This window comes from Geodermatophilus sp. SYSU D00696 (assembly GCF_054050235.1).
This window is the reverse complement of record NZ_JBJGYY010000014.1, coordinates 74,016-88,490: the sequence shown is the minus strand read 5'-3', so window position 1 is coordinate 88,490 and position 14,475 is coordinate 74,016. Positions and strand designations below refer to the sequence as shown.

The 14,475-nt window shown below is 77.1% G+C and carries 14 protein-coding genes; 12 read left to right on the top strand and 2 right to left on the bottom strand.

Annotated features, from left to right (window positions below; all coding sequences use genetic code 11):
• Positions 1-21 precede the first annotated feature (21 nt).
• The 12 genes from ACI79O_RS11125 to ACI79O_RS11070 all read left to right on the top strand — a co-directional run bounded on the left by ACI79O_RS11125 (position 22) and on the right by ACI79O_RS11070 (position 12,593).
• Positions 22-789 (top strand): SDR family NAD(P)-dependent oxidoreductase, encoded by a 768-nt coding sequence (locus tag ACI79O_RS11125; RefSeq protein WP_456914155.1) that lies wholly within the window; start codon positions 22-24, stop codon positions 787-789.
• A 108-nt stretch (positions 790-897) separates the two neighbouring features.
• Positions 898-1,800, top strand: coding sequence for a TrmB family transcriptional regulator (locus ACI79O_RS11120; RefSeq protein WP_456914154.1), 903 nt, complete (start codon positions 898-900; stop codon positions 1,798-1,800).
• 35 nt (positions 1,801-1,835) lie between these two features.
• The gene (locus ACI79O_RS11115) at positions 1,836-2,597 is read left to right on the top strand and encodes an SDR family NAD(P)-dependent oxidoreductase (protein WP_456914153.1); all 762 of its coding nucleotides are present in this window, start codon (positions 1,836-1,838) and stop codon (positions 2,595-2,597) included.
• Between the two features lie 117 nt (positions 2,598-2,714).
• On the top strand, positions 2,715-4,121 hold the full coding sequence (locus tag ACI79O_RS11110) for an amidohydrolase family protein (RefSeq protein ID WP_456914152.1): 1,407 nt from the start codon (positions 2,715-2,717) through the stop codon (positions 4,119-4,121).
• Between the two features lie 69 nt (positions 4,122-4,190).
• Positions 4,191-5,621 carry an NAD(P)/FAD-dependent oxidoreductase gene (locus tag ACI79O_RS11105; RefSeq protein ID WP_456914151.1) on the top strand — a complete coding sequence of 477 codons (1,431 nt, stop codon included), beginning with the start codon at positions 4,191-4,193 and terminating at the stop codon, positions 5,619-5,621.
• A 29-nt stretch (positions 5,622-5,650) separates the two neighbouring features.
• Entirely contained in the window at positions 5,651-6,472 is an 822-nt protein-coding gene (locus tag ACI79O_RS11100) for an alpha/beta fold hydrolase (RefSeq protein ID WP_456914150.1), read from the top strand.
• Between the two features lie 100 nt (positions 6,473-6,572).
• A complete protein-coding gene (locus ACI79O_RS11095) occupies positions 6,573-7,316 on the top strand; it encodes an HpcH/HpaI aldolase family protein (protein WP_456889441.1) in 744 nt (247 codons plus the stop codon).
• An 82-nt stretch (positions 7,317-7,398) separates the two neighbouring features.
• Positions 7,399-8,124, top strand: a complete 726-nt coding sequence (locus ACI79O_RS11090) for an AfsR/SARP family transcriptional regulator (RefSeq protein WP_456914149.1) — start codon at positions 7,399-7,401, stop codon at positions 8,122-8,124.
• A gap of 119 nt (positions 8,125-8,243) precedes the next feature.
• Entirely contained in the window at positions 8,244-9,059 is an 816-nt protein-coding gene (locus ACI79O_RS11085; RefSeq protein ID WP_456914148.1) for an AfsR/SARP family transcriptional regulator, read from the top strand.
• Positions 9,060-9,136: 77 nt separating this feature from the next.
• Positions 9,137-9,991, top strand: coding sequence for a DNA/RNA non-specific endonuclease (locus tag ACI79O_RS11080; RefSeq protein ID WP_456914147.1), 855 nt, complete (start codon positions 9,137-9,139; stop codon positions 9,989-9,991).
• 69 nt (positions 9,992-10,060) lie between these two features.
• The gene (locus tag ACI79O_RS11075; protein WP_456889448.1) at positions 10,061-10,363 is read left to right on the top strand and encodes a hypothetical protein; all 303 of its coding nucleotides are present in this window, start codon (positions 10,061-10,063) and stop codon (positions 10,361-10,363) included.
• 214 nt (positions 10,364-10,577) lie between these two features.
• Positions 10,578-12,593 (top strand): cytochrome b5 domain-containing protein, encoded by a 2,016-nt coding sequence (locus tag ACI79O_RS11070; RefSeq protein WP_456914146.1) that lies wholly within the window; start codon positions 10,578-10,580, stop codon positions 12,591-12,593.
• Positions 12,594-12,749: 156 nt separating this feature from the next.
• Here ACI79O_RS11070 and ACI79O_RS11065 read toward each other — a convergent pair whose 3' ends face one another.
• Together ACI79O_RS11065 and ACI79O_RS11060 are read right to left on the bottom strand one after the other, a co-directional pair.
• The gene (locus tag ACI79O_RS11065) at positions 12,750-12,965 is read right to left on the bottom strand and encodes a hypothetical protein (RefSeq protein WP_456914145.1); all 216 of its coding nucleotides are present in this window, start codon (positions 12,963-12,965) and stop codon (positions 12,750-12,752) included.
• An 80-nt stretch (positions 12,966-13,045) separates the two neighbouring features.
• Positions 13,046-14,461, bottom strand: a complete 1,416-nt coding sequence (locus ACI79O_RS11060) for a S8 family peptidase (RefSeq protein ID WP_456914144.1) — start codon at positions 14,459-14,461, stop codon at positions 13,046-13,048.
• Positions 14,462-14,475 lie beyond the last annotated feature (14 nt).

Here is a 14,475-nt window from a genome sequence, read left to right as displayed (position 1 = left end):
CCCCGGTCCGTGGAGGAGCACATGAGCTGGGCGGTCGTCACCGGCGCGGGGCGGGGCATCGGCGCGGTCACCGCCCGCTGCGCGGTCGAGGAGGGGTACCGGGTCGCGGTCTGGGACGTCGACGGGGCCGCGGCCGGCGCCGTCGCCGCCGACCTCGGGCCGGCCGCCGTCGCCGCCACGGTCGACGTCACCGACGAGGCCGCCGTGGCCGCGGGCCTCGACGGGTTGCCCGAGGCCCCGGCCCTGGTGGTCAACAACGCCGGCCGCGTGCGCTTCGGCCCGCTGCTCACCCTCGACCGGCAGGACTGGGACGCGGTGCTCGCGGTCAACCTCACCGGGACCTTCCTCGTGGGCCGGGCGGCGGCGCGGCGGATGGGGGAGGCCGGGGGCGGCGCGATCGTCAACATCTCCTCCGTCAACGGCGTCGCCGCCGCGCCGCACGCCGGGGCCTACACCAGCACCAAGGCCGCCGTCGTCCTGCTCACCGAGCAGATGGCGCTGGAGTGGGCGCCGCTCGGCGTGCGGGTCAACGCGGTCGCCCCCGGGCTGATCCGGGCCGGCATGTCCGACCCGATCTACGCCGACCCCGAGGTCCGCCGGCAGCGGCAGGCGAGGGTGCCGCTGGGTCGCCTGGGCACCGCCGAGGACGTCGCCGCGGCCGTGCTGTTCCTCGCCTCCGACCGCGCCGGGTACCTGACCGGGCAGACGCTCGCGGTGGACGGCGGCCTCACCAAGGCGGCGCTGCTCGGGCTCGCGCGGCCGCGCAGCGTGGACACCGCGGGCGGCTGACCGCACGGGCCGGGCCACCCGTGCGGACGACGACGGGGGACGGGAGTGGCTGGCATGCTCACGACGCGACCGCGGGTCCCGCGGGACACCACCGGGAGGGATCGGGCCGTGACCCACGACGACGTCATCGAGCGGCTGCAGCACCTGGGCATGTCCGGCTACGAGGCCAAGGCCTACCTGGCGCTCCTCGGCGCGGGCGGCCCGGTCAACGGCTACGAGGTCGCCAAGCGGTCCGGGGTGCCGCGCAGCACGGTGTACGAGACCCTCGCCAAGCTCGTGTCCCGCGGCGCCGCCTTCGAGGTCCGCGGCGCCGACGACGCGGTCGACTACCTGCCGCTGCCGGCGAAGGCGCTGCTGGCGCGGCTGAGCCGGGACTACTCGGAGTCGCTGGCCGCGCTCGACGCCGTGCTGCCCTCGATCACCGCGCCGCCCGCGGTGCACGTCATGCACGACCTGTCCGGGGCCGCGGCGCTGCTCGACCGCGCCCGCGACGTCGTCGCCGGTGCCCGCCGGGAGCTGTTCCTCTCCATCTGGCCGGAGGAGATGGCGGCCCTGCGGGAGACCGTGACGTCGGCGGAGGCCCGGTCGGTGGCGGTCACCGCCATCGCGTTCGGCGACGTCGGCGACCCGGTCGGCCGGACCTACCGCCACGAGCTGTCCACACCGGAGGTGGTGCTCGAGAACCTCGGCTGCCGGATGCTCACCGTCGTCGGCGACCGGCAGGAGGCGGTGATCGGCGGCTTCACCGAGACCGGCGCCTGGGGCGTCTACACCGACAACCCGGCCGTCGTCCTGCTGTCGGTGGAGTACGTGCGCCACGACATCGCGATCCAACTGATGGGCCACCACTTCGACGCCGACCAGATCCGCGCCTTCTGGCGGGAGGACCCGGACATGGGGCGGCTGCGCGCCGACCGGGGCCTGCCGGCGGTGACGCTGCGGGCCGGCGCCCAGGCGCGCCCGCAGGCGGTTCCCGCCCGCCGCGCACGCCGCGGCCGGTCGGCCGGCTGAGCCGTCCGGGCGCGGGCCCCGGGGAGGGAGGCGGCATGCGGGACCTGGCGGGCTCGTCGGTGCTGGTCACCGGCGGGGGCTCGGGCATCGGCGCGGGCGTGGCCCGGCACCTGGTGGGCCTCGGCGCCCGCGTGACGGTCTCGGGTCGGCGGGCCGACCGGGTCGAGGCGGTGGCCCGCGAGCTGGGGGAGGCCTGCCGGCCCGTCGCCGCCGACGTCACCGTCGCCGCCGACCGGGAACGGCTCGTCGCCGCCGCGACCGCGCACGGCAGCGGGCTCGACACGCTCGTCAACGCCGCGGGGAACATGTACCGCGGCGCCCTCGACGAGCTCGACGAGCGGGCGATGCTCGACCTCTACCACGCCAACGTGGTCGGGCCGGTGCAGCTGTCCGGCCTGGCGCTCCCGGCGCTGCGGGCCAGCCGCGGGTCGATCGTCATCTTCGGGTCGGTGCACACCCAGCGGGCCTTCCCCGGGGCCTCGCCCTACGCAGCGACCAAGGGCGCGCTCGAGGCGCTCACCGGTGTGCTCGCCGCCGAGCTCGGCCCGCAGCACGTGCGGGTCAACTGCGTGCGTCCCGGCGCGGTCCCCACCGAGATCAACGTCCGGGCCGGGCTCGGTACGCCGGAGCAGGCCCGCGCCCGGCTCGACGCGCTGGGCGGGGCCCACGCGCTCGGCCGCATAGGCACCACCGAGGAGGTGGCCGAGGCGGTCGCCTACCTGGCCGCCGCGGAGTGGGTCACCGGCACGGTGCTGACCGTGGACGGGGGGCTGGCCCTCGGCGTCACCAACGCCTGACCGGCGCCGGCCGGTAGTCGTCAGCTCCCTTGACACCACCAGGGCCCCCTCCGACGATGAGGGGACCGCGGGGCCCGTGGCCGGGAGCGCGACCCGCCGCGCAGGGAGGTGGCGCCGGTGTCCGAGCCGATCCTCGTCTCCGGGGGCACGGTCGTCGACGGCACCGGGGCCGACGCCCGGCCCGGGGAGGCCGTGCTGGTGCGCGACGGACGGATCGCCGCCCTGGGCGCGGCCGCCGAGGAACAGGCCGCGGCACTGCCCGGGCTCACCCGGATCGACGCCACGGGGCGCACGGTCATGCCGGGTCTGGTCGACGCCCACACCCACCTGTCCTTCGGCGAGCCGACCGGCAACGACGAGCTCTTCTTCCACCGCACCGAGGCGTTCAGCTCGATGCTGTCGGCCTACAACGCGCAGAAGGTGCTGCGGGCCGGCGTCACGAGCGTGCTCGACGCCGACTGCCTGTGGAACATCGGCGTCGAGCTGCGGGACGCCATCGAGTCCGGGTTCGTCGAGGGACCGCGGATGCGCGCCGGCGGCAACGCCCTGATGACCATGCTCGGCGGCACGGCCGGCCGGCTGATCCGCGACGAGGGCACCACCGGCTACGCCACCGTCGTCCACGACGTCGACGGCATCCAGCGCGAGGTGCGGCGCCAGATCAAGCACGGCGTCGACTGGATCAAGGTCATGGTGACCGGGCTGATCCCCTCGGTGAAGGGCCCCGAGGTCAAGGTCTGGAACCGGCGCGAGATCCAGGCGGTGGTCGACGCCGCGCACGAGCTGGGCACCCCGGTCGTGGGGCACTGCCGCAACTCGGTCAGCACCAAGGAGTCGGCCGAGGCCGGCATGGACCTCATCTACCACTCCTCCTACATGGACGACGAGGCCCTCGAGGCGGTGGTCGAGCACGGGGCGACGCTGTGCCCGACCTTCACGCTGCTGGGCAACCTCGTCGACTACGGGGAGCGGGTCGGCACCGCCCCCGAGCTGCTCGACGTCTTCAAGGCCGAGCTCGACGTCACCGGCGTCATGGTCGACAAGGCACACCGCGCCGGGGTGCGGGTGATCACCGGTTCGGAGACCGGCTTCGCGATCACCCCCTGCGGCGAGTGGCACGCCCGGGAGCTGGCGATGCTCGTGCAGTACGCCGGGTTCACGCCCATGGAGGCCATCACCGCAGCGACCTCCCAGGCGGCCTGGGCCATGCGGATGGAGGGCAGCCTCGGCGCGCTGCGCGAGGGCTACGTGGCCGACCTGGTCGTCGTCGACGGCGACCCGCTGGCCGACATCGGCGTGCTCACCCGCGAGGGCTCGATCGTCGAGGTGGTGAAGGACGGTCGGCGGATCGACCTGTCCCGGCCCCTCCCCGAGCGCCGTCCCCGGGCGGGGGAGAAGGTGAGCTTCCTGGCCGCCTGCCCGCTCACCCGGGCCTTCGCCCTGGAGGACACCCGGCTGCGGGCCACCCGGGCAGAGGGCGAGGTGCTGTCCGACGAGCAGATGGCCGAGCTGGCCAAGGCCTGATCGGCTCCCGCCCTCGCCCGGTCCGCCGAGGGGCTGTCGGGCCGCCCGACGTGGTGGAAGCATCCCTGCATGACCGGTACGACACCCCGCCGGCGTCCGACCCTGCGCCTCCTGCGGCCGGCGGCGGGTGCCGCCCCGCGGGACGGAGCCGGCCCGCCCGGCCGCCGGCCGCGGGTGGTGGTGGTCGGGGGCGGGTTCGCGGGCTTCCACGCCCTGCGGTACCTGCAGCGCCACCTCCCGCCCGACGCCGCGGAGCTGGTGCTGGTCAGCCCGAACGACTACCTGCTCTACAGCCCGCTGCTGCCGGAGGTGGCCACCGGCGTCGTCGAGGCCCGGCACATCGCGGTGTCGCTGCGGCGCACCCTGCCCCGGGTGCGGCTGGTCCTGGGACGCGTGTCCGACGTCGACCTGACCGGGCGCACGGTCACCGTCGCGCGCGCGGACCTGGTGCAGACGCTGGCGTGGGACCAGCTGGTCCTGGCGCCGGGGTCGATCACCCGCCAGTTCGACATCCCCGGCGTGCCCGAGTACGCGCGCGGCCTGAAGACCCTGGTGGAGGCCGTCTACCTGCGCGACCACCTGCTCGAGCAGCTCGACCTCGCCGACGCCCAGCCCGACACCGAGGCCGGGCGGGTGGCGCGCGCCGAGCTGCTCACCGTGGTCGCGGTCGGCGCCGGGTACACCGGCACGGAGTTCGTCGCACAGGCGCAGCGGTGGCTGACCCGCATCGAGCGGCGCTGGGACCGCACCCGCGCCAGCGACGTGCGGTGGGTGCTGGTCGACGTCGCGCCCGCCGTCCTGCCCGAGCTCGGCCCGGAGCTCGGCGCGCACGCGCTGCGGGTGCTGCGCGACCGGGGCGTCGACGTCCGGCTGAGCACCAGCGTCGCCTCGGCCGAGGACACCCGGGTGACCCTCACCGATGGCACGACCATCGCCACCCGCACCCTCGTGTGGGGCGCCGGGGTCGTGGCCAGCCCGCTGGTCATGGGGCTGGGGCTGCCGACCCGTCGCGGCCGGCTGGTCACCGAGCCCGACCTGTCGGTGCCCGGGGTCGAGGGCCTGTGGGCGGCCGGGGACGCCGCCGCCGTGCCCGACCTCGCGGTGGACGAGACCGACGGGCGGCGGCCCGACACCCAGCCCACCGCCCAGCACGCGCAGCGGCAGGGGGTCGCGCTCGGCCGCAACATCGCCGCCACCCTGGGCTCGGGCACCCGGCGGCCCTACCGGCACCCCGACCTCGGCCTGGTGGCCGACCTCGGCGGGTTCGACGCCGTCGCCCGCCCGCTGGGGGTCAGGCTGACCGGTCCGGTGGCCAAGCTGGTGACCCGCGGCTACCACCTCTACGCCCTTCCGGCGATGTCCAACCGGATCCGGGTGGCCGCGGACTGGGCGTTCCAGAGCCTGCTCCCGCCCGACGAGACGCAGCTGTCGGTGGTGCGCGAGGAGGACGCCCGGCTGGCCACCGCCCAGGCCACCGCCATCTACGGTTCGACGGCGTAGGGGCGGTCGCGACCGGCAGGAGGCAGGACATGCCCGGATCCCGCGAGTGGGACCTGGAGGGACACGGCGGCCGGCTGGTCGCCCGGACCTGGGAGGGGGAGGGCGCCCCGACGCACGTCGTCGTCCTGGCCCACGGGTACGGCGAGCACGTCGGCCGGTACGAGCAGGCCGCGGCCGCGCTGGTCGCCGCCGGGGCCGTGGTGTACGCCGTCGACCACGTGGGGCACGGGAAGAGCGAGGGCGAGCGGGTGCTGGTGGCCGACTTCGAGGCGGTCGTCGACGACCTGCACCGGGTCGCCGAGCGGGCGCGGGCGGAGCACCCCGGCCTGCCCGTCGTCCTCCTCGGCCACTCGATGGGCGGGCTGGTCGCCGCCCGCTACGCGCAGCGCCACGGCGACACGCTCACCGCGGTGGTGCTCTCCGGCCCCCTGGTCGGCAGCTGGGAGGCCGCCGCCGCGCTGCTCGCGCTGCCCGAGCTGCCCGACGCCCCCCTCGACACCACCACGCTGTCCCGCGACCCCGAGGTGGGCAGGGCCTACGAGGACGACCCGCTGGTCTGGCACGGCCCGTTCAAGCGCCCGACGATCGAGGCGATCGACGAGGCCCTGCGCGCTGTCCTGGAGGGCCCGTCGCTGGGGGCGCTGCCGTTGCTGTGGGTGCACGGCGAGGCCGACGCGCTGGTCCCGGTCGAGGGCACCCGCGTGGGCATCGAGCACCTGCGGGGCGAGCGCCACGTCGAGCGGATCTACCCCGGCGCGCGGCACGAGGTGTTCAACGAGCTCAACGCCGAGGAGGTGCTGGCGGACGTGACCGCGTTCATCGACGAGGTGCTGTCCGCCCGTCGCGGCTGACCAGCAGGCGCGCCCGGTCGGCCGGTCGGGCGCGGTGCAGCGGCCTCGCGCAGGATCGTCCCGGGTCGGCGCCGACGGCGCCGCGGGGAGGAGGCGCGGGATGGCGGTCGACGAGGCGGAGCTGCGGCGGCGGTGGTCGGCCGGGCAGCCGTGCCACGGGGTGTGGAGCCTGCTGCCCGGGGCGGTGACCGGGGAGCTGCTCGCGCGGACCGGCGCCGACTACGTCGTCGTCGACCTCCAGCACGGCGCCGCCGCCGAGGCCGACCTGCCCGGCACCGCGGCGGCGGTCACCGCGGCCGGCGCGGTGCCGCTCGTCCGGACCCGCAGCCCGTCCTTCGCCGACGTCGGCCGGCCGCTCGACCTCGGCGCCCGCGGCGTGATCGTCCCCAACGTGCGCGACGCCGGCCACGCCCGCGAGATCGTGGCCGCCTGCCGGTACGCCCCGGCCGGCGGGCGCTCGATCGGCCGGCTCTCCGGCGGGTCCGACCGGCCGCTGGTGGTCCTCATGGTGGAGGCCGCGAGCGCGCTCGACGACCTCGACGCCCTCCTTGCCGTCGAGGGCCTCGACGGCGTCTACGTCGGCCCGGGCGACCTCTCGCTCTCGCTGGGCCTGACCGGCGAGGAGCGGCGGGCGGAGCTGCGCGGCGTGCTGTCCTCGATCGTCGCCCGGGCCGTGGCCGCCGGCGTGCCGGTCGGCGTCCACGCCTCCACCGCGCAGGAGGCCGCCGCGTACGCCGCGGAGGGCGCCACGATCGTCACCGTCGCCGTCGACGCCGTCTCGCTGGGGGCGGCAGTGAGCGGCGCCCTGGACGCCGCCCGGGAGGGGGCCGGCCGGCGGGGCTGACGCCTCTGGCCTCCGGCTGTATCAGCGCGGCTCCTGCGGCCCTCTGCCGGTCGACGTCCTCCCTCCCGATCGGGGACCGCTGATGGACCAGGACCTGCGCGTCACGCTGCTCGACGGCTTCACCGTCCGGGCCGGGGGGCTGCCGGCCGCCGGGGACCTCCCCCCGGCCGCGCAGCGCCTGGTGGCCCTGCTGTGCCTGACCGGCGGGCCGGCCCGCGCGGACGTGTCCGGCCGGCTGTGGCCCGGCGCCGGCGAGGAACGGGCCCGGGCCAGGCTGCGGTCGGTGCTGTGGCGGCTGCGCCGCTGCGCTCCCGGGCTGGTGCTCGACACCGCGCCCGGCACGCTCCGGCTGGCCGCCGGCGTGCGCGTCGACGTCCGGGAGCTGCAGGCGTGGGCCGGGCAGGTGGGCGACCCGCGGGTGGCCGCTCGCCGGCTGGCCCTGCCGCGGCCGGCCCTGCTGGGCGACCTGCTGCCGGACTGGTACGACGACTGGGTGCTGCGCGAGCGGGACCGGCTCGATCGGCTGCGGTCGCAGGCGCTCGAGACCGCGGCGGTGCGGCTGTCGGCCGCCGGCCGGTACGCCGAGGCGCTCGAGGCCGCTCACCTGGTGATCCGGGCCGAGCCGCTGCGGGAGAGTGCCCACCGCGCGGTGGTGCGCGTGCACCTGGCCGAGGGCAACGTGGCCGAGGCGCTGCGCGCCCACGACCTGTACCGGGACCTGCTGCGCGAGGAGCTCGGCGTGCCGCCGACGGGCCGGATGACCCGCCTGGTGCAGGGCCTGGGCCGGGCGGGACGGCTGGCGTCGTGACCGCGGGCAGGGTCCAACGACCGTTGACGCCCGTCGATGCGTGGCGGAACGATCCCGTGCTGTCACCACCGTCCGCCGGGACCCGCCGCCAGCCCGGAGCAGGCTCGAGAGGTGCCCCCATGAACGCCACGTCCGCGCGCATCCGCCTGCTCGACGGCTTCCGGGTCACGGCGGACGACGCGGGCGCGGACGCCGCCGTGCGCGACCTGCCGCACGGCGTCCAGCGGCTGGTCGCCCACCTGAGCCTGTCCGACTGCGCGGCCCGCGGGGCGATCGCCGGCCGGTTGTGGCCCGACGTCCCCGAGCCGCAGGCGCACGGCAGCCTCCGGTCGGCCCTGTGGCGGGTGCAGAAGGCGGTGCCCGGGCTGGTCGAGGTCTCCGGCAGTGCGGTGGCGCTCGCCCGGGGGGTCCGGGTCGACGTCCGCGAGCTCGTCGGCTGGGCCTCGGCCGTCCTCGACCCCGCGACCCCGGTGGCGACCGTCGACACCCCCGCCCCGGCGCTGGCGGGGGAGCTGCTGCCGGGGTGGGACGACGACTGGGTGCTGCTCGAACGTGAGCGGCTGCGCCAGCTGCGCCTGCACGCGCTGGAGGTGTGGGCCGACCGGCTGGTGCGCGCCGGCCGACACGGCGAGGCGGTGCGGGCCGCCTACGCCGCCGCCCGGGACGAGCCGCTGCGCGAGAGCGCGCACCGGGCGATCGTCCGGGTGCATCTCGCCGAGGGCAACCTCGCCGAGGCGGTGCGCGCCTACGACGCGTTCCGGACGACGCTCGCCCGGGAGCTCGGGGTGGCGCCGACCCGCCAGATGCAGGACCTGGTGTCCCGGTGGCGGGTGCGCTTGGTCACCGGGGACGGCCGCACGCGCGACCTCCCGCGGCCCCGTCCGGAGGCCGCCGTCCCCGTCCGGACCGCAGCGCCGGGAGCGGCCCGGCGGTGACGGCGCGGTGACGCCCGCCGCGTGGACTGGGACCACCCTCGGGGCCCGCCCGGCCCCGCGACGCGAGGAGGTCCCCGGTGTCCCTCGACGCACCCGAACGCCCCGGGCCGTCCGGGCGGGCCGGTCCCGTGGGCTACGACGCAGCCTTCCTGGGTGTCGACCTCCCCGCCCCGGTGCCCGGTCCGGCCGTCCTGCCCGATGTGGCACCCACGGTCGACGGCACCGGCGTCGTGGCCCACGAGCACTTCTCGCTGCAGGTGAGCGCGCCCCGCCGGCTGGCCCTGTGGGTCGGGTGGAACATCGACGGCGGCAGCCTCAAGGCGCTCAGCCGCCGCGGCCTGGAGTTCGTCCGGGACCCCCAGGTCGCCGGTGACCTCCAGGTCGGCGACGAGCTGTACGCGGGCAACCGTCTCGACCGCGGGCACATCGCGCGCCGCGCCGACCTGGTGTGGGGCAGCCTGCCCGTCGCGCGGCGCGCGAACCGCGACTCCTTCTACTTCACCAACATCGCGCCGCAGATGGACGACTTCAACCAGAGCACGCGCGACGGCGTGTGGGGCCGGCTCGAGGACGCCGTCCTCGCCGACGCCGACGTCGAGGACCTCCGGGTGAGCGTGTTCGGCGGGCCGGTGTTCGCCGACGACGACCGCGTCTACCGGGGCGTGCGGCTGCCACGCGAGTACTGGAAGGTCATCGCGTACCGAGAGGCTGGCGTGCTGCGGGCCCCGGCCTTCCTGCTGACGCAGTCGCTGGACCCGCTGCAGTTCATCGACCTCGACGAGTTCCGGGTCTTCCAGGTGACCGTCGCCGAGGTCGAGCAGCGCACCGGGCTGGTCTTCCCGGACCTGCTGGACGCGGCGGGTCCGTTCGTTCCCTCCCTGCTCACGGAGGAGCGGCGGCCGCTGGAGGGCACCGCCGACATCGTCTGGTGAGGGCCGTATCACCGCCTCCGCCGCCGCCTCCGTGGGGTGTCACACCCTCCCGGCTCCTGGAGGCGGGCCATGACCGACCAGTCGTCGTCGCCGTACCTGCGCGCCCTGTGGCGCGCCCGCGACCTCGGGCGGGCCGACGGGCTCCTCGAGGCCGCCGTCGGGCCGGCCGGGGAGCAGGTGCCGTCGGGTGCCTGCTGCCACGGGCGCGACCCCGACGGGCTCGCCCGCCTGGTCTGGGACGGCGAGGGCAGCGCACCGGCCGGGGTCCGGCTCAACGCCCCGGTCTGGTACGCGGACGGCTTCGGCGGCGCCCTGGCCGAGGCCGCGCGGGCCCGCCGCCGGGTGCCCTGCCCGAGGCCGCCGAGCGACTGACCTGACCGTCCCCCGGGGCCCACCGCGCCCGTCAGGGCTCCGGCACCGCGACGCTGACCGTCGTGGCGGCCTGACACGGGCCTGGCCGGCCCCCGACGCGCGAGCCGGGCCAGGAGGCGGTCCCGGTGGGCGTGGAACGCGGCCCTCGGCGTATCAACGGGTGCGTCCCGGCCTCCTCCCGACGAGACCCCCCGCCGTCCGCCGAGGAGCCGCCATGGGCGCGCACCGGACCGCTCCCGCAGCACGGGCGCTCGCCGCCGCGCAGGAGACCAACGGCCGGCTGGGACACGAGAACCTCGGCCCGCTGTCGGCCACGCGCGGGTTCCTGCCCACCCGGCCGCCGCTCGAGCGGCTGCCGGAGAGCCACGCGGCCTGGGACGACACGGCGGCCCGGCTGCCGGCCCTGCTGCGGGACCTCACGGTCCGCGAGGTGCTCGGGCGGATGCCCGTGCTCCCGGCCGGGCCGGAGGACCTGCCCGACGCCGCGCTGCAGCGCGCGGCCACGGTGCTGGGGCTGCTCGCCCACGCCCACGTGCACGGCCGCGTCCCCCGGCCGGCCGGCCTGCCCGCGGGCGTCGCCGTCCCCTGGGCACAGGTGCGCCGCCGGCTGGGCCGGCCGCCGGAGCCCGTGCTCGGCTATCCCGACCTCATCGTCCACAACTGGCGGTCCGCCGCCGGGCGCGACGACCTCCCGCTGCTGTCCGACGACCTCCGGCTGCTCGTGCCCGCCGCCGGCAACGAGGCGGAGCGCGTCTTCTACCTCACCCAGGTCGAGATCCTGGCCCGCTGCGCGCCGGTGGTCCCGGCGGTGGTCGCCGCCCAGCAGGCGGTCCTCGACGACGACGCCGAGGCGCTGGCCCGCGCGCTGGACACGGTCACCGCCGCGGTCGAGGCCGCGACGCGGTCGCTGCGGCTCGTCGACCCCCGCCCGGGCAGCCGCACGCACGTCGACCCCGTCGTCTGGGCCAAGACGGTGGCCCCGCTCGCGGTGCCGGCGGCCGAGGGGGTGCTCGGCCCCAGCGGGACGGCGTCGCCGGTGTTCGCCCTGCTCGACGCGCTGGTCGGCCGGCGCGGCCACGACAGCCGGCTGGGCCGGGAGATCCTGCTGCACCGCCGGACCCACCCGCCGCACTGGCGGCGCTTCGTCGACGCGGTCGACGAGCTCCCGCCGGCCGGCTACGTCGCCGCCCGGCCCCGCCCGGACCTCGTGCCCTCGTTCGAGGCGGCGCGCGAGGCCTACGCGGGCGCCGACGGGTTCCTCGGCAGGCACCGGCGCCGGGTGTCGGGCTACCTCGCGGTCGCCTTCATGGTCGGCCGCGGGGTGACCATCGGCGGGTTCAGCGGGACCCCGCGCGAGTTGACCTGGCAGACCGTCGACACCGCGCTCACCGCGTCCCGCGCCGAGCGGGTGCCCGCGCGGACGGGGGACCCGGCGCCAGGGCCGGGCGCGAGCGCGCCCGCCCGGCCCGCGCGGCGGGGCCGCGGCCTGGCCGACCTCGCCGAGCACAACGACGACGAGCACGGCTGGTGGGTGGCGATCGACGGCCGTGTCCACGACGTCACCGGCTTCGTACAGCGCCACCCCGGCGGCGAGGCGGTGCTGCGGGCGCACGCCGGACTCGACGCCACGGCCGCCTTCGGCCGCGCGCACCGCGACCGGCCCGGGCTGCACCGGCTGCGGGAGACCACCGACGTCGGGCCGCTCGTGCGTCCCGCCCTGGACCTGAGCGGCGGCCTGTACGACGCCTGGGCCCGCGCGCTCGCCGACCTCGTGCACCTGCAGAACGCGTTCCGGCTGGACCGCTCCTTCGGGAGGGGCACCGACCTGTGCCGGCCGGGCGGCGACCGCCCCTCCGCGCTGCAGGCCGACCGCGCCGCCGACACCGCCGCCCGGTTCGGCGACGAGTACCTGCCGCGGTTCGCCGCCGAGGTCCTCGCGCCGCTGGCCGAGCGGGTGCTGCGCGAGCAGCAGGGAGCCGCCCGCGGGATCCGGGTCGTCCCCGGGCCGCCGCGGGAGGGCGGCCTCCGGCGCCGACTCGACCTGGTCGAGCGCCGGCTGGCCGCCACCAAGGAGCTGCTCGTCGCCGGCGCCCGCTGCTTCGACACGTGGGGCGACGCCGTCCTGGGCAGGGGCGACCTGTGGCGGCTGGCCGCGCAGGCGGTCCCGGCCTGCGCCGGCGCGGGGACCGTCGCCGTGCACCGCCGCCGTGGACCGGAGCCGCGACCGTGACCGCCTCGATCGGCGTGTCGCTCGTGATCTCGAAGGGGGCGCGGCGCGCCTGCGGGTTCGACGTCGATGCGGTCGGGCCAGCGCCTCAGGCGGTGGTCCGACCGTCGATGGACCTGACGAGGAACCAGGTGGTCGTCGTGAGCAGGGCGATGACGTTCAGCCTCCGACGGCGGCTTCCTCGTCGTGACTCAGGCCTCCCAGCGCTGCGGCCTCCGACAGCAACGACCAGATCAGCAACCACTTCGACCATCGCTTCGGGTCGCCGTCGACGGGGGAGCCGCCTGGGCTGCCGAACAGGCCGCGGAGGTCGATCGTGAGCGCCAGGACCAGGATCGGGATGACCTGAGCCGCGGCACTGTAGGGGTCGTTCACGGGAGGCACCTCCTCGCCTCGCCGTCCGCTCCGCTCGGTCCCGGCCTCCCGGGACGGTCGCCCCGGGAGGCCGGGCCGCGTCAGACGGGCAGGATCCGCAGCGGGACGCCGAAGCCGTCGAGCCGGCGGTTCCCGTTCTTGTTCGCCGAATAGGCGCCCGCGTCGGCCAGCAGCTGGTCGAGCGCGGCCCGGGCCGTCGGGGCCTGCCCGTCGCGGACCATGCGGACCACCGCACCGGCCACCTGGGGTGCGGCGAACGAGGTGCCGCTCCAGGTGGCCCACGAGCTCGGCCCGAAGTCGTCGGGGTCGACCAGGTCCGAGGTCGGCGACTCCTCGCCGATCACGTAGGTGGAGACGACGCCCTGCCCGAGGGTCGAGCAGGTCACCCAGTCGCCCCGCGAGGACCACTCGGCGCCCACCACCTGCTGGTCGTCCCGGTCGTCGAGGCGGAGCGCGGCCACGGCCACCACGTGCCGCTCGAACTCGGGGTCGGCGGCGAACGCCGCGGGCCAGCACGGGCGGCCGTCGTCGCCGTAGTTGCCCGCCGCGCAGACGACGAGCAGGTGGCGTCCCTGGCGCCCGGCGACGGCGATCGCCGTGCGGAGGGCCTGCTCCATCGCCAGTGGCGGCCGGTCGCCCGAGGTCTGGAAGCCGAGGGACAGGTTGACCACCTCCGCGCCGTCGCGGGCCGCGCAGACCAGTTCGCGTGCGACGTCCACCTCGTCCCCCTCGCCCTCGGTGTCGAGCGCGCGCCGCACGTCCAGCCGCGCGCCGGGCGCGACCTGCTCGACGACGCCGGTGGTGAAGGTGCCGTGCCCGGCGGCGCGGTCGAGGAAGCGGTCGGCCGGGACGACGTCGAGCAGGTCCAGGTTGTCGGTGCCCGCCAGGCCGGCCAGCCAGCCGTCACCGCGTTGCTCCGCGCTCACCCCGTTGTCGACGACGGTCACCAGCGGGTCCCCGCCCCTCCTGGGCACCGGCCGGTGGTCCCAGGACGCGCCGGGACCCGGCCCGGAGGGCTCCGGGCCGCCCGCTGCCTTCCGGATCGCCCCCAGCAGGGAGACGTGGCTGGGCGCCGCCCGCGCGACGGCCACCTCCCCGGCCACCGCTCCCGACGCGCGCAGGCTGCGGGCGCCGGCACCGACGGACACCAGCACGCGCAGGTCGTCCAGTCCGGGGACCGTCAGCACCTGCGGCGCGTAGTACCGCGACTCCAGCTCGGCGACGACCGCGGGGACGTCGTCCCGGTGCACCACGAGCCGGTTCGGGGTGACGGCGGTCCCGTCGCGCTCGACCCGGATCCGGGCCGGCCCGATGCCGCTGCGCCGCTCCTTCAGGTCGGCCAGGGCCCGCAGGTGGTCCTCCCGAGGACCGCCGTTGGCGGCCATCTCGGCCAGCCACGCGGCGATCTGGGTCCGCACCGCGGCCCGCTGGGCGGCGATCTGCTGTGGCGCGCGCTGGTCGGCCGGGGCCTCGGGGAACTGGTAGGCGTCCGCCATGGTGGATCTCCTCC

Coding starts and splice junctions, on each gene's coding strand:
- ACI79O_RS11125 (WP_456914155.1), top strand. CDS start 22: ATGAGCTGGGCGGTCGTCACCGGCGCGGGGCGGGGCATCGGCGCGGTC.
- ACI79O_RS11115 (WP_456914153.1), top strand. CDS start 1,836: ATGCGGGACCTGGCGGGCTCGTCGGTGCTGGTCACCGGCGGGGGCTCG.
- ACI79O_RS11105 (WP_456914151.1), top strand. CDS start 4,191: ATGACCGGTACGACACCCCGCCGGCGTCCGACCCTGCGCCTCCTGCGG.
- ACI79O_RS11100 (WP_456914150.1), top strand. CDS start 5,651: ATGCCCGGATCCCGCGAGTGGGACCTGGAGGGACACGGCGGCCGGCTG.
- ACI79O_RS11095 (WP_456889441.1), top strand. CDS start 6,573: ATGGCGGTCGACGAGGCGGAGCTGCGGCGGCGGTGGTCGGCCGGGCAG.
- ACI79O_RS11090 (WP_456914149.1), top strand. CDS start 7,399: ATGGACCAGGACCTGCGCGTCACGCTGCTCGACGGCTTCACCGTCCGG.
- ACI79O_RS11085 (WP_456914148.1), top strand. CDS start 8,244: ATGAACGCCACGTCCGCGCGCATCCGCCTGCTCGACGGCTTCCGGGTC.
- ACI79O_RS11075 (WP_456889448.1), top strand. CDS start 10,061: ATGACCGACCAGTCGTCGTCGCCGTACCTGCGCGCCCTGTGGCGCGCC.
- ACI79O_RS11070 (WP_456914146.1), top strand. CDS start 10,578: ATGGGCGCGCACCGGACCGCTCCCGCAGCACGGGCGCTCGCCGCCGCG.
- ACI79O_RS11060 (WP_456914144.1), bottom strand. CDS start 14,461: ATGGCGGACGCCTACCAGTTCCCCGAGGCCCCGGCCGACCAGCGCGCG.